Here is a 21,409-nt window from a genome sequence, read left to right on the forward strand (position 1 = left end):
AACCGGACAAGCACGGGGAATTGCTACGGAAGCGGCTCGCGGCCCGAGCCGGGCCAGGGGCCGGGCGTCGTCACCGGTTCCTCCAGTTCCGTGCGGGTGTCGAAGAGCCGGAAGCCGCGCCGCAGATAGTTGTCCATCGCGTGTGGACCGTCCTTCGAGCAGGTGTGCAGCCACACCCGCTTCGTCGCGGGCCGCCCCGGCCACCGCTCGGCCAGGTCCCAGGCGCGGGCCGTGCCGTACGACAGCAGATGACCGCCGATCCGCCGGCCCCGGAAGGCCGGGATCAGCCCGAAGTACATGATCTCGACCACGCCGTCGTCCTGCGGGTCCAGCTCGATGTAGCCGGCCGGGGTCCCGTCCGCGTACGCCACCCAGGTCTCCGCACCCGGCCGGTCCAGGACCTCCTGCCACTGCGCGTACGACATCGACAGCCGGTCCGTCCACCGGACGTCACCGCCGACCGCCGTGTACAGGAAACGGCTGAACTCGGGCAGCGGCACCCCGGACCGTACGATCCGGACGTCCGCGTCCGGCACGGCTGACGGCCGCAGATCCCCGGGCGAGGTCTGCTCCAGCGACCAGATGGTCACCTCGTCGACGGCGGGGCCTGCGGGGCGTACGGGATTGCTCATGGCTGCCAGACAACCATGCCCCGCCGCCCGCGCCCAAGCCGGGTCCCGCACCGCCGCCGGCGCCCGGGACCTGCGCGGACACCACCCCCGCTCAGGGGTTGCCGCGCCCCGCCACGACCACCGGGGCCTTCGAACGCGGCAGCAGATCCGCCGGGTCCTCCGGATGGATCACCTCCACCTCGACGCCCTCGCCGAACCGGTACGGGCGGTGCGCCAGCACCTCGGCGAGATGGCGCCGCAGCCGCGAGATCTCCGCCCGCACCGTCACCGTCCTGGTCGCGTCACCGAAGAGGTCCTGCGCCAGCTCCGACGCCGTACGGCCCTCGCGCCGCACCGCCAGCGCGTACAGCAGCTCGGCGTGGCGCGGGGAGAGCCGCTGCGTCCACGTCCCCACCGGGCTCACCACATTCACCGCCAGCGTGCGCGGCCGGCTCAGATCGAGCACCACCCGGCGCGGCGGGCTGTCCATCGCCCCGTCCGCCACCTGCACCAGCCAGCCGCCCGCCAGCGGCTCCACCCGGCACATCCCGAGCGACGGCAGCCACACCCGCCCCGGCTCCAGCGACTTCGGCAACGGCAGCCGGTCCACCGGAGGCATCCCCGTCACCGCCGCCGTCCAGCCGTGGGCGTCCACCGCCAGCGCCCGCCCGCCCAGCCGGCACAGGACCGGCGCGGCCACCGAACGCAGCCGGTCGATCGCCTCCAGATGCCGCACCCGGATCTCGCTCTCGGCCAGCCGGGCCACCGAACCCACCAGGGCCAGCGTCGCCGGGTGGAACGTGGAGGCGGGGCCGCTGATGTCGACGATCCCCATCAGCCGCCCGTCCCGCGGATCACGGACCGGTGCGGCGGCGCACGTCCAGCCGTGCAGACTGCGCACGAAGTGCTCCGCCGAGTGCACCCGCACCGGGGCGCGCGAGGCCAGCGCCGTACCGATCGCGTTGGTCCCGGTGCTCTCCTCCGACCACGCGGCGCCCTCCGCGAGACAGATGCCGTCGGCCCGGCGCAGCACCCCCGTGTTGCCCTGGCGCCACAGCACCCGGCCCTCCACATCGGTGACCACCATGATCTGCTGCGAGGCGTCCGCGATGCTCGCCAGCCCGTCGCTGAGCAGCGGCATCACCTCGCCCAGCGCCGAACTGCGGCGCCGGTGCTCGATCTCGTCCGCCTCCAGCAGCCGGCTCTGCGTCGTCTGCTCGGGATCGATGCCGCTGCGCAGCACCCGGTCCCAGGACGCCCCGATCTCGGCCCGGGGCGTCGCGGGCATCCGGTCGCCCGCCATCCGCGCCTCCCGGGCCCGGTGCGCCAGGCGCCTGGTCTGCGCGGTCTCCTGAGCGGTCAGCCGCACCACATCGACCGGAGTCGTCTCCACGCCGGTTCCCCCTCACACCCGTGCCCGGCCCGTTCGCGGGGCCGCGCCCTCATCCTGCCGTCACAGGACCCCCGATACCGCAACTCCACACAATGGTTGCAACCCTCTGCAACTCTGGCGAGGGCCCCGGGCCCGTACAAGAGTGGCGGTACACCGCACGGCGGGGCTCCGGCCCCCAAGTCCGGTGTGTACAGCATGGGGGGTGGTGCCGTGTCGGCGCAGCATCACCCCCCGTCGCTGTCCCGGGTCAGTGCTCCACCGGCCGGGCCCGCTCCACCACCGACGCCAGATCCAGGGTGTGCGGCAGCGTCCCGAACGCGGCGCCCCCGTCCCCGCCCAGGCGCGAAGCGCAGAACGCGTCCGCCACCTCCGGCGGCGCCCAGCGCACCAGCAGCGAGCCCTGGAGCACCAGCGCGACGCGCTCCACCACCCGGCGGGCCCGCGCCTCGATCCCCGCCAGATCGGCCAGCTCCGTCAGCAGGTCCCTGATCGCCGCGTCGAGCCGGTGATCGGCGCCCCGGGCCCGCCCCACCTCTTGGAGGAACGCGTTCAGCGCGAGCGGCTCACGCCGCAACGCCCGCAGCACGTCCAGCGCCTGGACGTTCCCCGAACCCTCCCAGATCGAGTTGAGCGGCGCCTCGCGCAGCAGCCGGGGCATGCCCGACTCCTCCACGTAGCCGTTGCCGCCCAGGCACTCCAGCGCCTCACCCACCACGGACGCGCACCGCTTGGTCACCCAGAACTTCGCCGCCGGCACCGCGATCCGCAGGAACGCCGACTCGCTCTCGCCCCCGTCGTCGTACGCCGCCGCGAGCCGCATCGCCAGCACGGTCGCCGCCTCCGACTCCAGCGCCAGATCGGCCAGCACATTGCGCATCAGCGGCTTCTCCACGAGCGGCCCGCCGAACGCGGAGCGGTACGTCGTGTGGTGCACCGCCTGCGCCACCGCCTGCCGCATCAGCGCCGCCGAACCCGTCACACAGTCCAGCCGGGTCGCCGCCACCATGCCGATGATGGTGCGTACCCCGCGCCCCTCCGCACCGATCCGGCGCGCCCACGTCCCGTCGAACTCGACCTCGGCCGAGGCGTTCGACCGGTTGCCCAGCTTGTCCTTGAGCCGCTGGATCGCGAACGGATTGCGCGTGCCGTCCGGCAGCACCCGGGGCAGCAGGAAGCAGGTCGGCCCGTCCGGGGCCCGCGCCAGCACCAGGAAACCGTCGGACATCGGAGCCGAGCAGAACCACTTGTGCCCGGTCAGCAGATACTCGCCCTCGCCGGCCAGCGGCTCGGCGCGCGTCGTACCCGCCCGTACGTCGGAGCCGCCCTGCTTCTCCGTCATCGCCATGCCCAGCAGCGCCCCTGCCTTCCGCCCGGCCGGCCGCAGCCCCTGCTCGTAGGCCCGCGAGGTCAGCAGCGGCTCCCACTCGGCGGCCACCTCGGGCTCGGCGCGCAGGGCCGGCACCGCGGCGTGCGTCATCGACAGCGGGCAGCCGTGCCCCGCCTCGGCCTGCGTCCACACCAGGAAGCCCGCCGCCCGGCGCACATGCCCGCCCGGCCGGTCCCAGGCAGCGGTCAGACCCGCGCCGACGCCATGGCCCAGCAGCCGGTGCCAGGCGGGGTGGAACTCCACCTCGTCGACGCGGTGTCCGTACCGGTCGTGCGTGCGCAGGACCGGCGGGTTCTCGTTCGCCTGCGCCCCCCAGGACGCCGCCTGGGCCGAGCCCGCGGAGCGCCCGAGCCGGGCCAGCCCCTGTCTGGCCTCGTCCAGCACCTCGGCCGGAAGGTGGCGTTCCACGGCCTCGCCGAGCACCCGGTCCGCGCCGAAGACGTCGTAGCCGAGGAGGGGAGGGGGCTGGTTGGACACGGTGTGGGTGGTGGCTGCCATGCCGATACGGTAAGGACGTGCAGGCAGCAAACGAAACACCCGAGCGGCCACCGGGCCGGCTCCACCGGGCCCGAGTGCTCTACCGCAACGTATCCAAGCGGCAGCTCGCCTGGCAGTTGCTCAAGGACACGGTCAACTCGTGCATGGAGTACCGCATCCTGGGACTCGCCGCCGAGGCGGCGTTCTTCACCCTGCTGTCCCTGCCTCCGCTGCTCCTCGGCCTGATCGGCCTGTTGGGCTACGTCGACGAGTGGACCAGCACCACCACCGTCGCCTCCATCGAGCGCAACATCCTCAGCGCCGCGCACACCGTGCTCTCCGAGCGCGGCGTCAACGACTTCGCCAAACCGCTCCTGTCGGACGTCACCACCGGCGCCCGGCCGGACGTCATCTCCATCGGCTTCGCCATCGCCCTGTGGTCCGGCTCCCGCGCGGTCAACGTCTTCATCGACACGATCACCGTGATGTACGGCCTCGACGGGCAGCGCGGCATCGTCAAGACCCGGATGCTCGCCTTCCTGCTGTACGTGGTGGCGCTGCTGCTCGGCGCGGTGGTCCTGCCGCTGCTCGTGGTCGGTCCCGACCGGGTCGTCGAGCTCATACCGTGGGGCACCGAGGTCATCGCCGTCCTGTACTGGCCCCTGGTGATACTGCTGTCGGTCGCCTTCCTCACCACCCTCTACCACGTGTCCGTGCCGGTGCGTTCGCCGTGGATCGAGGACATGCCGGGCGCCCTGGTGGCGCTCGCGATGTGGGTGGTCGGCAGCTTCCTGCTGCGGATCTACCTCACCAGTACGGTCGAGGGCCCCACGATCTACGGATCGCTCGCCGCCCCCATCGCCGTGCTGCTGTGGATCGGCGTCTCCGCGTTCGCGGTCCTGGTGGGCGCCGCGGTGAACGCGGCCATCGACCGGGTCTGGCCCTCGGTCGCGACGGCCGCCGCCCGCGCCGCGAACGACCGGGTGCGCGCCGCCCAGGCCGCCGAGTTCGTGGCCCGCACCCAGGCGGAGAGCTGGCACGGCGGACCGCAGGACTACGACGAGGACGACGAGGAGGAGGACGACGAGGAGGGCGATGTGGGCGACAGCCCGTACATGCCGTCCGAGTTCCCCGAGCGCTGGTCGCGGTTCCTGCCGCCGGACGACGTGAAGTCCCGGCTCCAGCCCGGCCGCGACAAGGACGCGGACAAGCCGCACCCGCACGACGAGTGAGGCTCAGCCGGCCGCCCGGTCCGGCGCCCCCGGCGACCAGGACAGCTTCACCGTCAGATGCCCCTCCAGGGCGCTCTTCGCGATCACCGCTCCGGCCTCCGAGGTGATCTTCACGCCGAACTCCAGCTCCACCCCGTCCGGCTTCAGCGCCCCGTCCCGGAACACGTTGAGCGCCGACTCGGCGGCCGACCTGATGCCCTCAAGCGCGCTGTCGAAGGTGCGCCCGGCCCGCGCCAGGGCGTGGTGCCCGTCGCGCGCCACCAACTGCGCACCGGGCGCGTGACGGTCGACCTCCACCGTCACCGTCGCCCCGCTGTCCGTGGTGAACTCCATCAGTGACGCCATGACCGCCCCCGGGTAGCCGATTACGCACGTGGTCGTGTCCGTGCACGAGACTAGTGCCATGGGCGTCAGCTACGAAGAGCGCGCGTCGCGACTGGACGGCGCGAAGGTGTGGACCGTGACCGTCCCGCCGGGCACGGCCCATCCGGTGCTGCCCGACGGCTGCATGGACCTGCTCTGGAGCGGCGACCGGCTGCTCGTCGCGGGACCGGACACCCACGCCGAGCCGCCCGCGGGGACCGGGGGCGCCTGGGCGGGCGTCCGCTTCGCCCCCGGCACCGCGCCCGCCCTGCTGGGCGTGCCCGCCCACGAACTGCGCGACCGCCGGGTTCCGCTGGCCGCCCTGTGGCCCGGCGCCCCGGTCCGCGAACTCACCGAGCGGGTCGCCGAGGCGGACGACCCGGCCACGGCCCTGGAGGACATCGCCCTGGACCGGGCGGCCGGCACCGGGCCGCCCGACCCGGTGATGCGCTCCGTCGCCGCACGGCTGGAGGCCGGAGCCACCGTCGCCGATGCGGCCGGGACCGCCGGCCTCGGCGCCCGCCAGCTGCACCGCCGCTCCCTGGCCGCCTTCGGCTACGGGCCCAAGACGCTCGCCCGGGTGCTGCGGCTCCAGCGGGCACTGGCCCTCGTGCGCTCCGGGCTGCCGTACGCGGACGCGGCGCTCGCGGCGGGCTGCGCCGACCAGGCACACCTCGCCCGGGACATGCGCGACCTGGCCGGCACCACCCTGACCGCCTACTTCGGCCGCGCCTGAGGAGCCGGGGGCTCAGCCGGCGGCGGCGAACAGCGAGACCGCGCAGCCGTCCGGGTCGAGGACGACGGCGTACCGCTGCCCCCACACGGCGTCCCACGGCTTCAGGTGCCCCCGGTATCCGGCGCCGGTCAGCTCCGCGTAGACCGCGTCCACCTCCGCCGGGCTGTCGCACAGGAAGGCGAGCCCGAGCCGGTCCCCGCCGGACGGCGGGGACCAGCCGGGGTCGAACGAGCGGACGGTGTCCTCGGTGTCCCACAGCAGGCGCCCGCCGCCCGGCAGGGTCACCTCGACATGGGGCGCGGATTCCGCGCCGGCCGGGATGCCGAGGCCGAGCCGGCGGTAGAAGGCGAGCGATGCGGGCAGATCGGCGGTGGTGATGCCGATCGCGTCGAGTCGTGGAGTCATGCCCCGACCGTAGGCCGGGCCCCGGCCCACGGTCTTGAACGAATCGGTCATGCCCCGTCGCGAGGAACGCGGTCCACGTCCGCGGGCGAGGTGCCCGGGTCCGTCAGCGCCAGGCCCAGCGCGGCGCGCTCGGTGACCCAGCGGGTGGGGCGGTGGCGCGGGTCGCCGGTCGTGGCGTGCAGCGCCCGGTGCAGCCGGAGCACGCGGGCCGCCCCGATCCGCTCGCCCCAGGCCAGCGGGCCCACCGGATAGCCGAGCCCGGTTGTCACCGCCACGTCGATGTCGGCCGGGGCGGCGAGGGCGCGCTCCGCGATGGACGCCGCGACCGACACGATCGAGGCGAGCAGCCGCTGCGCGACCGACCCCGCCGTGTCCCGGACCACCGACACCGCGAACGGCTCGCCGCCGTCCGCCGGCCGGGCCAGCACCGCGCGGGCGTCCCCGGCCGCCGCCGGGTCCGCCGCCGGGGTCACCGCGAGCACCCGGCGCCGCCCGGCCGCCGGCAGCGGGTCCACGCCGAAGGTGCGGGCGGCGGGCAGCCCGTGCGCGGCCACCGCCGAAGCGACCGTGGTGCCCCAGACCGGGACCAGGACCAGCGCGTCGCCCGCGGGCCGCGCCCCGCTCCCGACCCTCGCGCCCGCCGCGGCCAGCGCCTCGCGGAGCGCGGCGGCGTCGGCCTCCTGCGCGGGGTCCGGGGCGAAGACGTGCACCGGGCGGTCCGCGTCCCCGGTGACCGGCGGCTCGGGCGCGGGGCCGGCGGCCTCGGGGCCGTACGCGTACCAGCCGCGCCCGGTCTTGCGGCCGTGCAGGCCGGCCGCCACCCGGTTCGGGGTCAGGTAGGAGGGACGCAGCCGGTCCTCGTGGCGGAAGCCCGTCCAGATCGAGTCGATGACGGCGGCGGTCACATCGAGCCCGGTGAGGTCCATCAGCTCGAACGGGCCCATCCGCAGCCCCAGCACGTCCCGGGCGATCCGGTCGATGTCCGCCGGCTCGCCGACGGTCTCCTCCAGCAACGCCAGCGCCTCCGTCACCAGCCCGCGCCCGGCGTGGTTGACGAGGAAGCCGGGGGTGTCGGCGACGGTCACCGCGCGGTGGCCGCAGCTCTCCACGAGCGAGGTCAGCAGCGGCGGGATGTCCGGCCGGGTGGCGGCGCCGGGCACCACCTCCACGATGCGCATCAGCGGCACCGGGTTGAAGAAGTGCAGCCCGGCCAGGCGCGCCGGGTCCTTCAGCGTGGCGGCGATCCGGGTCACGGACAGCGAGGAGGTGTTGGTCGCGAAGACGGCGGAGGCGGGCAGCGCCCGCTCCAGGCGGCCGAAGACCTCGGCCTTGGTGTCCAGGTCCTCGCGCACGGCCTCGATCACCAGGCCGACGTCCGGGCCCGCCGCCCACGGGTCATCCAGCGGGACCAGCCGCTCCAGCGCGGCCGCCGCGTCCCCGGCGGCCATCCGGCCCTTGGCCACGGCCCGCTCCAGCATGGACCCCACGAAGGCGACCGCGTCCGTCACCGCCTCGGTGCGTACGTCGCACAGCTCCACGGTGTGTCCGGCCGCGGCCGCCCACTGGGCGATGCCGCGGCCCATGGCTCCGGCGCCGACGATCCTGATACGCATGCGGGTCACGGTCCTCTCGATGGGGCGCGGGCAGGGTGCCCGCACCGCCGACGCTTCCAGCGGCCTTTGATCCCCGTCCAATACCGAATTAGGCTCAGACCCGGACGCCGGACGAATCAATGATGCGGGCGGACCCGGGGGAGGGGACGGCATGGAGCTGCGCCACCTCTCCGCGTTCCTCGCCGTGGCGGAGGAACTGCACTTCGGCCGCGCCGCCAAGCGGCTCCAGATGGCGCAGCCGCCGCTGAGCCAGCAGATCCGCCGCCTGGAGAAGGAACTCGGCGTCCAGCTCTTCGAACGCAACACCCGCTCGGTGCGGCTCACCAGCGCGGGTGAGTCCTTCCTCCAGCCGGTGCGGACCGTGCTGGACGACCTGGACACGGCGGTACGGGCCGCGCGCGCGGCCGGACAGGGCGCGTACGGGCGGGTCCGCATCGGCTTCGCGGGCGCCTCAAGCCACGAGACCCTGCCGCTGCTCACCCGGGCGGTGCGGGCCGCCCACCCGGGAATCGAGCTGGTCATGACCGGCCAGACCTACGCCAACGTGGCGCTCGCCCGGGTCGCGGACGGCTCGCTCGACCTCGGGTTCGTCCGGCTGCCGGTGACGCAGCCGGGCGTGAGCTGCCGGGTGATCGACGAGGAGGTGCTGGTCTGCGCGCTGCCCGTCGACCATCCGCTCGCCGCCCGTCCGGAGATCCCGCTCGACGCGCTGGCCGGGGAGCCGTTCGTCGCGTTCCCGGCCAACACCGGCTCCACCGTGCGCGACGCGATGGTCGAGGCGTGCGAGGCGGCCGGATTCAACCCGCGCGTGGTGCAGGAGGCGCCGGACTCGTACACCATCCTGGCGCTGGTCGCGGCGGGCGTCGGGGTCACGCTGACCGTCACCTCCGTCCAGCACATCCAGCTCGGCGGCCTCGTCCACCGCCCGCTCGCCGGACCGCCGATCAGACGGCAGGCGGCGCTCGCCTGGCGGACGGACAACCCCTCGGCCGCCCTGCACGCCGTGCTCGCCGTCGCGGAGCGGGCGCTGCCCACGCCGGCCGGCCCCGTCACCCGTCCCGGCCGGCGCCGAGGAAGGCGAGCAGACTGACCGCCGCCGGGCGCGTGTCACCGACCGCGGACCGGTGCAGGTCCCGCACGGTCCGCACCACGGCCCGGGTCACCACGTCGACGCCGGCCTTCCGTTCGAACCAGCGCCAGTCGCCGTGGGCGTTCATCTCCAGGAAGACCGGCTCGCCCCGGTCCCGCCCCCGCAGGAAGTCGAACGCCCCGTAGACGGCACCGGTCTTCCGGGCGATGGCGCGTGCGGCCGAGGCCACGGCGGCCGGGGGCCGGACCTGACGGACCCCCACCTCGTCCGGGCGCGTCCAGATGTCCTCGGGGCGCTCCTTGGCCACCTCGAAGGCGTGCAGCTCGTCCCCGGCGAGGTAGACCCGGTACTCGGTGTCGTGCTCCACGTACTCCTGGAGCACCACCGGTGTGCCGCGCGGCAGGCCGGGCAGTCCGGCGAGCCGGACCCGGTCGACGACCCGCGGCAGGTGCCAGTCGAGCCGGCCCGGCTCCGGCTCCACGTAATGCCGGTCGAGGACCTTGAGCACGTACCGCTCGGCCGGGAGGAGCCCGGCCGCGTCCGCCGGGTCGGTGGTGACCAGTCCGCGCGGTACGCGCACCCCGAGCGCCCGGGCCAGGTCCAGCTGCACCAGCTGCCCCGGATCGGCGGCGCCGATGGCGGCCGGGGAGGCGGCGGCCAGCTGCCGGACCAGCGCGGTCCACGCGTCCCGGTACACCATCCGCCCGCCGGCCGGGCCGGCCGGGAGCGCGGCGCGCAGCGAGAAGTGCCGCAGCCAGGTCACCGTCGGGGCGAACCGGTGCCCGTCCAGGGCCAGTACACCGTCCGGCCCGCGCACCGCCCGGACCTCCGCCAGGTGGTCCGCGTCGAGCCGGTGCACGGGCACCCCGATCCGGCGCAGCAGCTCCGACGCCTCGGTCGCCTCCCCGTCGCCCTGCCTGGTGAGCAGCAGGACGCACCGCTCAGCCATGGGTCGGGGCCAGCAGCGACTCCGCCATCTCCAGGAGCCGCAGGGCCTTGTCGGAACGGTTGCTGGGCTCGGCGGCGCGCAGCCGGGTGAGCAGTTCGAGGCCGATGGCGGCCTGGTCGGCCAGCAGCCCGAGGAGTTCGACGTCCGCCATCTCCCGTACGCCGTCGGCGCCCCGGTCCAGCACCTCCAGGACGCCGACGCACTCGTCGTCGCCGAACAGCGGCGCGGCCATGATGCTGTCGGGCACGTACCCGGTGGAGGCGGCGGCCTCGCCCGAGAAGTGCCGCGACTCGCGCAGGTCGTCGACGAGCATCGACTGACCGGACGCGGCGACCCAGCCCGCGATGCCGGTCCCCGCCGGGAACCGCGTACCGACGAGCTGCCCGTCACCCTCACCGGCCACGGCCTCGAAGACGAGGTCGCCGGTCGCCGGGTCGATCAGGAAGATCGAGGAGGCCGCCGCGCCGAAGACATGGCGCGCGACTTCCACGATGGACTGCAGCAGGCGGCGCCCCACGGGCGTCGCGGCGTCAACAGGTTTCGTCATGCGCACCTCCAAGTCGACCGGTGGTGTTCCCGGCGCAGAGGAACAGCACCGTCTTCAGCTGGAACGGCGTGAGCCAGGGGTGCTTGCCGAGGATCAGCGCGCACAGGCCCGAGATGTGCGGCGCGGCGAAACTGTTGCCGGTCGAGCGGATGGTCCCGCCCCCCGGCCACGCCACGGGCACGCGTACACCGCGCGCGTGGAACTCCACGGGCGGCGCGGGGTTGTAGTAGTACGTCATCGGGTCGTCCTCGTCGTGGCTCGCGACGGAGATCACCGAGGAGAACGACCAGGGATAGCTGGGCACCGGCCGGTTGTGCGCGGAGACGACGAGCGCGCACCGGCGGAAGTAGGCCCGGTCGGCGAGCTCGTGGAGCTGGGCGGTCAGCGCGGGCCGGGTCGTCGCCAGGCTCAGGTTGATGACGTCGAAGTTCTGCTCGATGGCCCAGGAGAGCCCGGCGATCAGGGCCGGGCCGCTGCCCGTCTTGCCGTCGGTCAGCACCTGGGCGGACGAGACCGAGACCCCCGGTGCGACGGACCGGATCACCCCGGCGCAGGCGGTGCCGTGTCCGGCGCGGTCGGTGGGTTCGCACGGCACCATCTCCACCTCGCCGTCCTCGTCCGGGACGGCCGTCACGGCGAGGTCGACCGGGCCGGCCATCGGATGGCCGCCCTCGACCCCGCTGTCCACGACGCACACCCGGACCCCGGAGCCGTCGGCCCCGCCCCACGCCCACTGAGGCGAGACCGAGTCCATGGGGATGGAAGCGAACCCCTCACGAGCCTGCGCCCTCGTCGCGCCCCAGGCCGGCACGCCCGGCGTGTAGGGCCGCGAGGGCCGTCTCCAGGGTGGATCGCTCATCGGTCCTCCTCCGGTCCCGCCGTGCTCCAGGCCCGTACCGTCCGGGCGGGGAGCACCGCCTCCTTCGCCGTCAGGGCGTCCAGCGCCCGCCCGGCGGCGTGCCGGGCCCGCTCCGGTTCACCGGCGGCGTCCAGCACCCGCGCCGCCTCGAACCAGACGTCACCGATGAGGCACGGGTCGTCGGTGCCGTCCAGGGCGGCGACGGCCCGCCCGGCGTCCCCGACCGCGTCCCCGTACGCCCCGGCCCGCGCCCGCGCCCGTGCCCGCAGCGCCAGCCGGACGGCCCGGGTACGGGTCTCCTCCGGCTGGTCCGCGGGCGGGTCGGCCAGCTCGGCCGCGTCCGGACCGGGGCCGTGCCCGGTGCAGAACCGCTCCCGGGCCGCGTACAGGCGCAAGGTGGCCGCGGTCCGCGTCTGCCCCAGGGCGGCGAGCCCGTCCGCCGCCGCCCCGTAATGGCCGGCGGCCGTCAGGTGCGCCCCGGCCAGGGACTCGACGAACCCCGCCGTCTGGTCGGCCGCGAGCGTGCCGAGGGCCAGCGCCAGGTCGTCGCAGTGGACACGGACCAGCGCGATGTCCTCACGGGCCGCGTCCACCCGGTCCGACAGGGCCAGATGCCGGGCCCGGGTCAGGAGCACCGGCACGAGCAGGCTCCGGTCGCCGTCGAACCGCCGGACCAACTCCTCGCAGAGCACGATCGCCTGGGTGAGCGGGGTCGGCGACCACTGCGTCAGCTCACAGATCGACGCGAGGATGCGGTTGCCCTCGTAGGTGTCGCCGAGCCCGCGCGCCCGGGAGAGCGCGTCGCGCATGGAGCCCTCCGCCGCGCCGACCCGGCCCTCCGCGAAGCTCCGCAGCGAGGACAGCTGGTGCAGCCTGCACCAGCTCAGGTCGTCCGCCGGCCCGGGCACGGCCGGCCCGCCGCCGGGGGCGTACGGGGCGCCGGCGGGCTCCGGTCCGCCCGAGCGCAGGGCGATCAGCCGGCGCAGGATGGCGCAGGTGTCCCGGGTCGGGGCGTCGCCCCCGTTCCTGCGCTCCGCTTCCGCCACGGCCCGCCGCGCGCTGTCCCAACGGCCCAGCGCGGCATACGCGTCGGTGATGCGGGCGGCGAGCACCCGGTGCTGGGGGTCGCCGTCCGGGGTGAGGGCGCGCCCGCGTTCCATCAGCGAGACGGCGGCGGGCAGGTCGCGGCGGTGCAGCGCCCCGTACCCCGTGGTCACCAGGGCGCGGGCCGCACGCCCGGTCAGCGCGGGCAGCCCGGGGTCGCCCGGATCGGCCTCGGACCGCAGCCGGCACGCGGACTCCAGGTGGTGGGCGGCGTCCCCCTCCGCGGCCGGGCCCGGCGCCCCGCCTTCGAGCCGGTCCGCGAGCACGGTGTGCCAGGTGGCGCGCCGGGCCTTGGAGGTCATCTCGTACAAGGTGTCCCGGGCCAGCGCCCGGGTGAACCGGTAGGTGCCGGGCGGGCCGTACGGATGGATCACCCGGGAGCGCAGCAGCCGGCCCAGGGCGTCATCGAGGACCCCGTCCGCCAGCGCCGGCTCGTCCTCGGCGAGCGCGCGCACCTCCTCGGCGGTGAACGACCCGCCCACCCCCGCGGAGCGCTCCAGCACGGCCCGGTCGGTGGCCGGCAGCCGGTCCAGCCAGGCCGTCAGCAGGACCCGGATCGACGTGGGAACGCCCTGGTCCACGGCCCGGTGGCCGGCCAGGTTCTCCAGGAGCAGTTCGGCGAACAGCGGATTGCCGTCGCACTCCCGCACCACCCGGGCCAGGTCGTCGGTGGCGACCGCCTCCTGCGCGGCCACTTCCGCCCGGTCCGCGAGCAGTTCCACCAGCCGCTCGGTCTGTGCGGGCGGCAGCGCGTCGAGGCGCAGTGCGAGGTCCCCGGCCGGCACCGCGGCACCCGTCTCGGCGCGCGTCACACAGATGATCAGCAGGGGGGTGTCCCGGGCGCCCTCGGCGAGATCGGCGACCATGTCGGAGAGGGTCGGCTGCGCCCACTGGAAGTCCTCCAGGACCAGGACCACCGGGGCGTCGCGGCCCAGGGCCTCCAGGAGCCGCCGGAACGCCCACCCGATCTCGTCGACACTCACCGGCAGCCCGCTCCCGGTGCGGACGCCCAGGGCGACGGCGAGGGCGGTGACAGCGCGGTCCGCGCCCGGGCGCAGCGTCTCCAGTGCCCGTTGCGCCTGTTCCCAGCCGCCGGGCAGCGACCAGACCGCCTCGGCCAGCGGGCGGTGGGCGAGCCCGGCACCGAACGCCTGGCAGCCGGCCCGCAGGACGACGGCGTCCTCCCCGACGCGGTCCAGGAACTCCCGCACCAGGCGCGACTTCCCGATGCCCGGGGGACCGGCGACCGTCACCGGGCGGCTACGGCGCTCGTCCCGGGCCTCCGCGAACTCGGCCCACAGGACGCGCAGTTCGCCTTCGCGCCCGACGAGCGGCACCAGGTCCTCGCGGCTCGCCGCGTCGAGGACGGACAACACCCGCCGGGCGGCGACCGGTTCGCGCTTGCCCTTCACCCGCAGCGGGGCGACGGCCTCCATACGGACCCGGCCGCCCACCAGCCCGGCCGTCTCCTCACCGATCAGGATCTCGTGCGGATCGGCGTGCGACTGGAGGCGGGCGGCCGTGTGCACGACATCCCCGACCACCCTGGCCGCGCCGCCGAGCACCCCCGCCACCACGGCCTCTCCCGAGGCGATCCCGCAGTGGATGTCCAGCCGCACCCCGGGACCGGTCGCGATGGCCGCCACGGACTCGCGTACGGCGCACGCCGCCCGGACCGCGTGCAGCGCGTCGTCCTCATGGGTGACGAACGCCCCGAAGACGGCCATCACGGCGTCGCCGATGAACTTCTCGACCACGCCGCCGTGTTCGGTGACCGCCGTGGTGCAGGCCCGGTAGTACCGGTCCATCGTGCGCCGCAGCGCCTCGGGGTCCAGGGTCTCGGCCAGCACGGTCGAGCCGACGAGGTCGATGAAGAGAGCCGTGACGATTCTGCGGCTGTCCGACGACGGCGCCCCCGCGACCACCGGTGTGCCGCACTCGGGGCAGAACCGTGCTCCGTCCGGCACCGTGGCACGGCAACCGCCGCACCGCGCGCCACCGTTCACAGGAGCTTGATGTCCTGTCCCTCCACCTCACCGGACACCGCTTCCAGCCGCTCCCTGACGGAGTTCAGCACCCGGACCTCGTGCTCGCTGAGCCCCGAGAGGACCGAGCGCTGCTCGACCGCCAGCAGGTCCACCGGGTGGCCGGCCTCACGTAGTGCGTGCAGGGCGTCGAAGGTCATGGCTACCGGTACCTCGTTCCCGTAGTGCGGCCAGTCGAGCGTGACGCCCGCCGGTCCGATGGAGCACTCCGCGACCGCTGCCGCGAGGGCGCCGATGGTCTCGGGAGCCTCCTGCCGTCTGCGCTCGTCGGCGGGCAGCGGTGGCCATATCCCCTGGACCAGAACGCCCTGGGCGTACAGCCGCGCAATCATTTCCGTACGGTTCGACGCGCCCGTTCTTCGGAGCATGTTGCATAAGTGGGCCGCCACCGTGTGAGGGCTGATGCAGAGAGCTTCGGCGATATCCCGGTTCGAGGAGCCGGCGGCCACGAGCGAAGCGATAAGAATCTCACGCCTGGTCAAACCCTTTACCCCCATTGTGGTGAGCGAAGCGTGGGCCGGCAGGGAAATACCTCACTCCCGGGGGTCAGAGTAGCTGCGGGGCATGTTCCGGACAAGAACGCCGCGAACGGGATCACAGGACCACTGGATTCATAGTCGATCGGGGGATATGAAGCCGGGGGGCGCCGGAGCAGCCTTGCCGTTGCACCAGCCCGTGACTGTCTCCCTGAAGGAGTGACCCATGTCGCAAGCACCTCTCGACGCGCTGCGCAGCGCCGGCACCCCGGTCGACCTGCTGTCGGACTCCGAGCGCGAGATCTTCAACGGCCTCAGCCCGGACGAGGTCGCGGTCCTCGGCTCGATCCAGGCCCGGCTCAACGCCGTGTCCGCCGCGGTCGAGGGCCAGGTGAACGACAACCAGGTCAACGTCCTCTGCTGATAACGGCCCTGGCGGGTCCGGCGGCACCGGCCGTCGGGCCCGCCGGAGGGGACGCGCCGGACCGCCGTGCGTCCGGACACCCAGTGGGAGCGTGATGATGGACCAAGTCAGCAGATACCTGGTGCTCAGTGACCGCGCGTACGCCGACACCACCGGCGTCCCGGTACGGCTCGCCTACAGCACCCGCACCGCGAGCACCGTCGCGGTGGACCTCCCCACCGCGCGGGCACTGGAGGCCGGCGACGCCGCCGCGCTCGCCCCGGCCTGGACCGGCGCCCTGCGCGCGGCCCAGCTGCTCGTACCGGCCGGCGAGGACGAGCTGTCCGCCGTACTCGACCGCAACCGGCGCGCGTCCGCGGACCGTTCGGCGGTGCACATCGCTCTGCTGCCGACCTCCTACTGCAACATGGGCTGCGCCTACTGCGGCCAGGAACACACCCGGGGCGGCCTGTCCCGCGACCACCGCAGCCGGGTCCGCGACCGCGTGCTGCGCGCCGTGACCGCCCCGGGGACCCGCAGCGCCCGGATCGACTGGTTCGGGGCCGAGCCGATGATGGGCTACGCGGTCATCCGCGACCTCGCCCCCCGCTTCGTCGCCGCCGCCGCCGAGCACGGGGTCGCCTACTCCTCGGTGATCGTCACCAACGGCTCCCTCCTCACCCCCGCGAAAATCAACACGCTCATCCGCTCCTGCGGGGTCACCCATTTCGAGATCACGATCGACGGACCGCCGGATATACACAATGAACACCGGCCGCTGAAAAGCGGACGAGGATCTTTCTGGAACATCGTGCGCGCCGTGCGTTCCGTACTCGACGAACCGGATCTCGGTCCCACCCATTTCGCGTTCCGGACGAATGTCGATGTGCACAACCAGGACTCCGTACCCCGCTATGTCGAGCTGATGGCGGAGCTGGGCTTCAGCCACCCACGTGTGTCCTTCTCGATCGCTCCCGTCCACTCGTGGGGAAACGACGTATCGGCGATCGAGGTGTCCAAGTACGAGTTCGCCGAGCGCGAGACGGGGTGGCTCCGGCTGCTCTCCGAGCACGGGCTGCACACCCAACTGCTGCCGACCACCGCGCGGAAGGTCCTCTGCCCCGCCACGACCCGCTCGTCCGAGATCATCAGCAGCACCGGCAACATCTTCTCGTGCAGCGAGTACCCCCTCGTCCCCGAGGCCGAGCGCACCCTCGCGCTGACGCACATCGACCGGGCGGGTACCGAACCGGTCCGGCCGCTGGGCCCCTTCGACGGCTGGAACGACCAGATCGCCGAGGGCACCACCTGGTGCAAGAGCTGCGTCTTCATGCCCACCTGCGGCGGCTCCTGCCCCAAGGCATGGCAGGAGGGCCACCCGCCCTGCCCCGGCTACAAGTACAACGTCCAGGACAGGCTCGATCTCATCGCCGCCCAGTGCGGCCTGCGCGACGTGGCCGGTGAGCCCGCCGGAGCCCGTTGATGACGGCGCGGACCGGCCCGGACGCCCCGCGCCGGCTGCTCATCGGAGTGTGCGGCTCCGGCAACGTACTCGCCGTTCCGCAGTACCTCATGGCTCTGCGCACCGGCCTCGGACCCGGCGTCGAGATCCGTATGGCCATGACCCGCTCCGCCGCCGCGCTCATTCCGGCCGCGACCATGCGGCTACTGTGCCGGGACGTGTACTGCGACGGCGAGGACGAACTGACGACCGGTCATGTCGCCCCCGCCGTCTGGGCGGACCGCTTCGTCGTCCTGCCCGCCACCGCCAACATGCTCGGCCAGGCCGCCAACGGACTCGCCTCCGGACTCCTCAGCTCTGCGCTGCTCGCCCATGACCGTCCAGTGGTGTTCTTTCCGAGCATGAACAGCCTAATGTGGGAGCGCCCCGCCGTCCGCCGCAACGTGGACCGATTGCGCGCGGACGGGCATGCCGTCGTGGACCCGGTGCCCGCCACCGGCTGGCTGATCGCCGCGGGCGACGTACGCAAGAACCTCGGGCTGCCGCCGCCCGCCACCGTGACGGCGGTGATCGGCGAGTTCCTGGACCTGCCGGTCGGCCCGCTCGGGGGCTGAGCACACCATCCAGCACAAGGGGGAGACGTGGCAGCAGCCGGACACCGGCTCCGTACGGCACTGGCGGGCGGACCCATGTCGGTGCGCGGCTTCCGGCTGCTGCTCGCCGGGCAGCTCTCCTCCACGGTCGGCGACTACTGCTACGCCGTCGCGCTGCCCTGGCTGATCCTCTCCGGCGGTGGCGGCCCGGTCCTGCTCGGCACGGTCCTGGCCTGCTACGGCATCCCCCGCGTCGTCACGATTCCGCTGGGCGGGGTGGTGGCCGACCGGATCGGCGGCCGGCGCGTCATGCTCATGGCCGACCTGGTGCGCGCCGCGGCCGTCGGCACCCTCGCGGTGCTCGCCTCGGCCGGAACACCGACACTGAGTCAGCTCGCCCCCATCGCCGTCGTGTTGGGCGCCTGCTCCGGCATGTTCATCCCCGCCTCGTACACCCTCCTGCCCGCCCTGCTGCGCAAGGAGGACCTCGGCCGGGGCAACGCCCTGTCGACCATGGTCAACCAGGTCGGCGGACTCCTCGGACCCACCGCGGGCGGCGCCCTGGTGGCCGCCTTCGACGCGGGTCCTGCGCTCACGGTCGACGCTGCGTCCTTCCTCGTGTCGGCGCTGGTCCTCGCCCGAATACGCACCGGCGCGGACGCGCCGGAACACGACGGGCCCGTCGCCACCGACGAGACCGCGGTCCGCAAGACGTCCTTCCGTGAACTTCTGCGCCACGGAAGGCTGCTGCACATCGTGCTGGTGGTGGCCCTCGTCTGCAACCTGGGCTTCAACGGCACGATCGAGGTGGCGTTGCCCGAACTGGCCCATCAGGGCATGGGCGCCACCGGCTACGGAATTCTGCTCACCTGCCTGAGCCTGGGCGGTCTGGCCGGCTCCCTGGTCGCCGCCCGCAGCCGTCCGGTGGAGTCGCCCGCCTATCTGTTCGCCACGCTCGCGGTCGTCATGGGCATCGCCCTGGGCGCCGTCCCGTACGCCGGTGGCCTGATCGGCGCGGCGGTGTGCGTCTGCGTCTACGCCCTGGCCAGCGGCTGGCAGAACATCGTCGTGGTGACGATGCTCCAGGTCTGGGCGCCGTCCGCGCTCATCGGCCGGGTCATGAGCCTGGTCATGCTGGCCGTCATGGGCACCTTCCCGATCTCCGTCGCGGTGGCCGGCTTCGGAGTCCGCCACCTCGGCGCGGCCCCCTTCTTCCCGGTGGCGGGCGGGGCCATCGCCCTCACCGTGCTGGGCGCACTCACCCAGCGGGTGTTCCGCGACCACCGCGCCGACACCGAGTACGCCCCGCCGGTGCCCGTACCCGCCGCGGCCCCGGCCGTCGGGCCCGCACCCGGCGTACCGGCCGCCCGCTCCACACATCCCGGGCAGGACGACAGTCAGGAGTCGCAGCGATGAGCGTGTTCGTCCCGTTGGGCATGCCGCGGTTCGAGGGCGAACCGGACCACGGCCCGCGGCCGGGCCGGGGCACAGTCAACACCGCGTACCTGCTGGTCAATCCGCCCGTGACCGACCCGACGACCGCCTACCACTCGATCCCGTACCTGGTGGGCGCCGCCAGGGCGGCCGGCCACACCGAGTACGCCTGCGTGGACGCCAATCTCGACGCCTTCACCCACCTCGCCGACCCCTTGCGCTTCGGCGCCACGCTCGCGGCCGCCCGCTCCCTGCGCGCCGAGATCGAGGCCAGGTCCGCCGCCCCCCGCCGCCACGACGAGATCCGCTACCGGCAGGCCCTGGCCGCCGAGGGCCTGACCGCGACATCGGCGCGCGACGCGATCCGTGTGTTCCAGGACCCCGACCTCTTCTACCACCCCCCGACCTACGCCCAGGCGGTCGCGGTGACGAGCCGGTGGTGGGAGCTCATCGCCCTGGAGATGCCGCCCGGCGCGGCGGACGGCTTCTCGATGCGGGTGAAGTCCGCCGTCAACCTGTGCAGCACGGCGGACCTGTCCGACCCCGAGGTCCCGGCGGCCGTGGCCCGCCCCTTCGAGGGCTACTTCGCCGACGAGTTCGTCCCCAGGCTGCGCGAACGCCCCTGGGCTGTGGTGGGACTCTCCGTCAACTACACCAGTCAGCTGCCCGTCGCCCTCAGGATGGCCCGCCTGATCCGGACCGCACTGCCCGACACGGTGATCGTCTTCGGCGGCACCGAGGTCGGCGACGTGGTCAAGTACGCCTCCGACCCGGCGGCCGCGTGGCGGGTCTTCCAGGACGCCGACCTGATCGTTCCGGGCGAGGGCGAGACCGCCCTCATCGGCATCCTCGACGCGGTCGGGAACGGCGCGGTCCGGGGCGGTGACGCCTTCGAGGGCATCGGCGGCGTGATGACCAGGAAACGGCCCGACCCCGTCATCGCGTACGGCAGCGTGGACACGCTCGACTCCCCGGCGTACGACGTGTGGGACTGGGACCGGTACTGGGCGCCCGAACCGGTGATCCTCTACAGCCCGACCCGGGGGTGCTACTGGAACAAGTGCACCTTCTGCGACTACGGCCTCAACACCGACCGGCCGACCTCGCCCTCGCGCGAACGCCCCGTCGCCGCCGTCCTTGAGGACCTGCGGGAGGTGAGCCGCTACGGCAGGACCCTCTACTTCGCGGTGGACGCCATGTCCCCGCGCTATCTGCGCACCCTCGCCGCCGCCCTCGCCGAATCCTCCCTGGACCTGCGCTGGTCCGCCGAACTGCGGCTGGAGCGGACGTTTCCCAAGCGCGCCGTCGGTGAACTCCTCGCGGCCTCCGGCTGCGTCGCGGTCTCCTTCGGCTACGAGTCGGGCAGCCAGCGGGTCCTCGACCTCATCGACAAGGGGGTGAAGATCGACGCCGTCCCGGACGTCCTGGCCGAGCTGGCGCGCAACGGCATCGCCGCGCAGATGATGGGCTTCACCGGCTTCCCCACCGAGACCCGGGACGAGGCGCTCGCGACGTACGAGTTCCTCCAGGACCACGAGAAGCTGTGGACGACGGCGGGCATCGGCCTGTTCGCGCTGACCCCCGGCTCCATCGTCGCCAAGGACCCCGGCCGGTTCGGCATCGACCTCCTGCCGACCTCCGCCTCCGACGACATCCGGCGCTATGTGCCCTGGCGCGACCGGACGTCCGGTGAGGTGCACTGGCCGGAGTCCGAGGACCCCCGCGTCCCGCGCGAACACAGCGCCGGCTTCCGCAGGACCAGCTTCGACCGCCCCTTCGTCGGCGGCATCGACGCCGCGCACACCCTGCTCTACCACGCCCGCTTCGGCCGGGGACTGATGCCCGAGGCCCCCGAGGGCCCCGGCCGCGACGAAGAACCCCGCGTCCGCCTGGTCGAGGAACCGGTGGTGACCATCCCGTTCGCCTCCATCGAGGGGCTGACCGGTGTCGACGACCTGATGGCGCAGGTCAGCCGTCGCAGCCGGGAGCACCTGGACACCACATCCGGCGGCTACGGGGAATGGCTCGACGGGACCGGCACCGCCCGCCCCGGCTCCTGCGGGGTCCTCGTCCTCGCCCACGGCGACCTCGTGGAGGTGCCCGCGGGCGTGGACTTCACCGCGGACAACGCCCTCACCCGCGCCCTGCGCCTGATGCTCGCGACGCAGGTCCGCGCCTGAGGCCGTCCGCGGCGGCCGGGCCGGCCGATTGAGACGCCGGGCGTCTCGAT

General features: G+C 73.9%; 19 protein-coding genes and 1 pseudogene. 8 read left to right on the top strand and 12 right to left on the bottom strand.

Annotated features, from left to right (window positions below; translation table 11 throughout):
* Nucleotides 1–23: 23 nt before the first annotated feature.
* From P8A18_RS27845 to P8A18_RS27855, 3 genes are all read right to left on the bottom strand, one after another.
* Nucleotides 24–632, bottom strand: a complete 609-nt coding sequence (locus P8A18_RS27845; RefSeq protein WP_306058833.1) for a GNAT family N-acetyltransferase — start codon at nucleotides 630–632, stop codon at nucleotides 24–26.
* A 91-nt stretch (nucleotides 633–723) separates the two neighbouring features.
* Nucleotides 724–2,004, bottom strand: coding sequence for a GAF domain-containing protein (locus P8A18_RS27850; RefSeq protein ID WP_511101556.1), 1,281 nt, complete (start codon nucleotides 2,002–2,004; stop codon nucleotides 724–726).
* Nucleotides 2,005–2,251: 247 nt separating this feature from the next.
* Nucleotides 2,252–3,889, bottom strand: coding sequence for an acyl-CoA dehydrogenase family protein (locus P8A18_RS27855; RefSeq protein ID WP_306058835.1), 1,638 nt, complete (start codon nucleotides 3,887–3,889; stop codon nucleotides 2,252–2,254).
* Between the two features lie 74 nt (nucleotides 3,890–3,963).
* On the opposite strand from P8A18_RS27855, the gene P8A18_RS27860 reads away from it, so the two are divergent.
* Nucleotides 3,964–5,100, top strand: coding sequence for a YihY/virulence factor BrkB family protein (locus P8A18_RS27860; RefSeq protein WP_306061187.1), 1,137 nt, complete (start codon nucleotides 3,964–3,966; stop codon nucleotides 5,098–5,100).
* A 3-nt stretch (nucleotides 5,101–5,103) separates the two neighbouring features.
* Here the strand turns inward: P8A18_RS27860 and P8A18_RS27865 are convergent, their stop codons facing one another.
* A complete protein-coding gene (locus P8A18_RS27865) occupies nucleotides 5,104–5,445 on the bottom strand; it encodes a CU044_2847 family protein (protein ID WP_306058837.1) in 342 nt (113 codons plus the stop codon).
* Nucleotides 5,446–5,503: 58 nt separating this feature from the next.
* On the opposite strand from P8A18_RS27865, the gene P8A18_RS27870 reads away from it, so the two are divergent.
* Nucleotides 5,504–6,199, top strand: coding sequence for a helix-turn-helix domain-containing protein (locus tag P8A18_RS27870; RefSeq protein WP_371933798.1), 696 nt, complete (start codon nucleotides 5,504–5,506; stop codon nucleotides 6,197–6,199).
* A 12-nt stretch (nucleotides 6,200–6,211) separates the two neighbouring features.
* Here the strand turns inward: P8A18_RS27870 and P8A18_RS27875 are convergent, their stop codons facing one another.
* Nucleotides 6,212–6,655 (bottom strand): VOC family protein, encoded by a 444-nt coding sequence (locus tag P8A18_RS27875; RefSeq protein ID WP_306058842.1) that lies wholly within the window; start codon nucleotides 6,653–6,655, stop codon nucleotides 6,212–6,214.
* Nucleotides 6,652–8,217 carry a 3-hydroxyacyl-CoA dehydrogenase gene (locus tag P8A18_RS27880; RefSeq protein WP_306058844.1) on the bottom strand — a complete coding sequence of 522 codons (1,566 nt, stop codon included), beginning with the start codon at nucleotides 8,215–8,217 and terminating at the stop codon, nucleotides 6,652–6,654. Before P8A18_RS27880 ends, P8A18_RS27875 begins: the two co-directional genes overlap by 4 nt.
* Before the next feature lie 151 nt (nucleotides 8,218–8,368).
* On the opposite strand from P8A18_RS27880, the gene P8A18_RS27885 reads away from it, so the two are divergent.
* Nucleotides 8,369–9,307 carry a LysR family transcriptional regulator gene (locus tag P8A18_RS27885; RefSeq protein ID WP_306058846.1) on the top strand — a complete coding sequence of 313 codons (939 nt, stop codon included), beginning with the start codon at nucleotides 8,369–8,371 and terminating at the stop codon, nucleotides 9,305–9,307.
* On the opposite strand, the gene P8A18_RS27890 is transcribed toward P8A18_RS27885, so the two are convergent.
* From P8A18_RS27890 to P8A18_RS34380, 6 genes and pseudogenes are all read right to left on the bottom strand, one after another.
* Complete coding sequence (locus P8A18_RS27890) at nucleotides 9,267–10,256, bottom strand: ATP-grasp domain-containing protein (RefSeq protein ID WP_306058848.1); 990 nt, start codon at nucleotides 10,254–10,256, stop codon at nucleotides 9,267–9,269. The two genes, P8A18_RS27885 and P8A18_RS27890, sit on opposite strands and share 41 nt — an antisense overlap.
* Nucleotides 10,249–10,773, bottom strand: coding sequence for a GAF domain-containing protein (locus P8A18_RS27895; protein ID WP_371933799.1), 525 nt, complete (start codon nucleotides 10,771–10,773; stop codon nucleotides 10,249–10,251). Before P8A18_RS27895 ends, P8A18_RS27890 begins: the two co-directional genes overlap by 8 nt.
* 13 nt (nucleotides 10,774–10,786) lie before the next feature.
* Nucleotides 10,787–11,662 (bottom strand): S8 family serine peptidase, encoded by an 876-nt coding sequence (locus P8A18_RS27900; RefSeq protein ID WP_306058853.1) that lies wholly within the window; start codon nucleotides 11,660–11,662, stop codon nucleotides 10,787–10,789.
* Nucleotides 11,659–14,733: an adenylate/guanylate cyclase domain-containing protein gene (locus tag P8A18_RS27905; protein ID WP_306058855.1), complete on the bottom strand. Its 3,075-nt coding sequence runs from the start codon at nucleotides 14,731–14,733 to the stop codon at nucleotides 11,659–11,661. Before P8A18_RS27905 ends, P8A18_RS27900 begins: the two co-directional genes overlap by 4 nt.
* Before the next feature lie 35 nt (nucleotides 14,734–14,768).
* Complete coding sequence (locus tag P8A18_RS27910; RefSeq protein ID WP_306058857.1) at nucleotides 14,769–15,143, bottom strand: aroma-sacti cluster domain-containing protein; 375 nt, start codon at nucleotides 15,141–15,143, stop codon at nucleotides 14,769–14,771.
* Nucleotides 15,144–15,149: 6 nt separating this feature from the next.
* A pseudogene (locus P8A18_RS34380) lies at nucleotides 15,150–15,308 on the bottom strand (helix-turn-helix domain-containing protein); the annotation flags it as partial.
* A 205-nt stretch (nucleotides 15,309–15,513) separates the two neighbouring features.
* On the opposite strand from P8A18_RS34380, the gene P8A18_RS27915 reads away from it, so the two are divergent.
* The 5 genes from P8A18_RS27915 (at nucleotide 15,514) to P8A18_RS27935 (ending at nucleotide 21,359) form a co-directional block, all read left to right on the top strand.
* Nucleotides 15,514–15,711: an aroma-sacti cluster domain-containing protein gene (locus P8A18_RS27915; protein WP_018100617.1), complete on the top strand. Its 198-nt coding sequence runs from the start codon at nucleotides 15,514–15,516 to the stop codon at nucleotides 15,709–15,711.
* A 94-nt stretch (nucleotides 15,712–15,805) separates the two neighbouring features.
* On the top strand, nucleotides 15,806–17,173 hold the full coding sequence (locus tag P8A18_RS27920; protein WP_306058860.1) for a radical SAM/SPASM domain-containing protein: 1,368 nt from the start codon (nucleotides 15,806–15,808) through the stop codon (nucleotides 17,171–17,173).
* Complete coding sequence (locus P8A18_RS27925; RefSeq protein ID WP_306058862.1) at nucleotides 17,173–17,766, top strand: flavoprotein; 594 nt, start codon at nucleotides 17,173–17,175, stop codon at nucleotides 17,764–17,766. Before P8A18_RS27920 ends, P8A18_RS27925 begins: the two co-directional genes overlap by 1 nt.
* 27 nt (nucleotides 17,767–17,793) lie before the next feature.
* The gene (locus P8A18_RS27930; RefSeq protein ID WP_306058864.1) at nucleotides 17,794–19,161 is read left to right on the top strand and encodes an MFS transporter; all 1,368 of its coding nucleotides are present in this window, start codon (nucleotides 17,794–17,796) and stop codon (nucleotides 19,159–19,161) included.
* Nucleotides 19,158–21,359, top strand: a complete 2,202-nt coding sequence (locus P8A18_RS27935) for a B12-binding domain-containing radical SAM protein (protein ID WP_306058866.1) — start codon at nucleotides 19,158–19,160, stop codon at nucleotides 21,357–21,359. The genes P8A18_RS27930 and P8A18_RS27935 overlap by 4 nt, the downstream gene beginning before the upstream one ends.
* Nucleotides 21,360–21,409: the final 50 nt, after the last annotated feature.

The organism is Streptomyces sp. Mut1 (assembly GCF_030719295.1).
Classification (GTDB): Bacteria; Actinomycetota; Actinomycetes; order Streptomycetales; family Streptomycetaceae; genus Streptomyces; species Streptomyces castrisilvae.

What these genes read in the sequence shown, in the direction of transcription:
- P8A18_RS27845 (WP_306058833.1), bottom strand. Translation starts at nt 632, where the DNA reads ATGAGCAATCCCGTACGCCCCGCAGGCCCCGCCGTCGACGAGGTGACC.
- P8A18_RS27855 (WP_306058835.1), bottom strand. Translation starts at nt 3,889, where the DNA reads ATGGCAGCCACCACCCACACCGTGTCCAACCAGCCCCCTCCCCTCCTC.
- P8A18_RS27865 (WP_306058837.1), bottom strand. Translation starts at nt 5,445, where the DNA reads ATGGCGTCACTGATGGAGTTCACCACGGACAGCGGGGCGACGGTGACG.
- P8A18_RS27870 (WP_371933798.1), top strand. Translation starts at nt 5,504, where the DNA reads ATGGGCGTCAGCTACGAAGAGCGCGCGTCGCGACTGGACGGCGCGAAG.
- P8A18_RS27875 (WP_306058842.1), bottom strand. Translation starts at nt 6,655, where the DNA reads ATGACCGATTCGTTCAAGACCGTGGGCCGGGGCCCGGCCTACGGTCGG.
- P8A18_RS27880 (WP_306058844.1), bottom strand. Translation starts at nt 8,217, where the DNA reads ATGCGTATCAGGATCGTCGGCGCCGGAGCCATGGGCCGCGGCATCGCC.
- P8A18_RS27885 (WP_306058846.1), top strand. Translation starts at nt 8,369, where the DNA reads ATGGAGCTGCGCCACCTCTCCGCGTTCCTCGCCGTGGCGGAGGAACTG.
- P8A18_RS27890 (WP_306058848.1), bottom strand. Translation starts at nt 10,256, where the DNA reads ATGGCTGAGCGGTGCGTCCTGCTGCTCACCAGGCAGGGCGACGGGGAG.
- P8A18_RS27900 (WP_306058853.1), bottom strand. Translation starts at nt 11,662, where the DNA reads ATGAGCGATCCACCCTGGAGACGGCCCTCGCGGCCCTACACGCCGGGC.
- P8A18_RS27910 (WP_306058857.1), bottom strand. Translation starts at nt 15,143, where the DNA reads ATGATTGCGCGGCTGTACGCCCAGGGCGTTCTGGTCCAGGGGATATGG.
- P8A18_RS27915 (WP_018100617.1), top strand. Translation starts at nt 15,514, where the DNA reads ATGTCGCAAGCACCTCTCGACGCGCTGCGCAGCGCCGGCACCCCGGTC.
- P8A18_RS27920 (WP_306058860.1), top strand. Translation starts at nt 15,806, where the DNA reads ATGATGGACCAAGTCAGCAGATACCTGGTGCTCAGTGACCGCGCGTAC.
- P8A18_RS27925 (WP_306058862.1), top strand. Translation starts at nt 17,173, where the DNA reads ATGACGGCGCGGACCGGCCCGGACGCCCCGCGCCGGCTGCTCATCGGA.
- P8A18_RS27935 (WP_306058866.1), top strand. Translation starts at nt 19,158, where the DNA reads ATGAGCGTGTTCGTCCCGTTGGGCATGCCGCGGTTCGAGGGCGAACCG.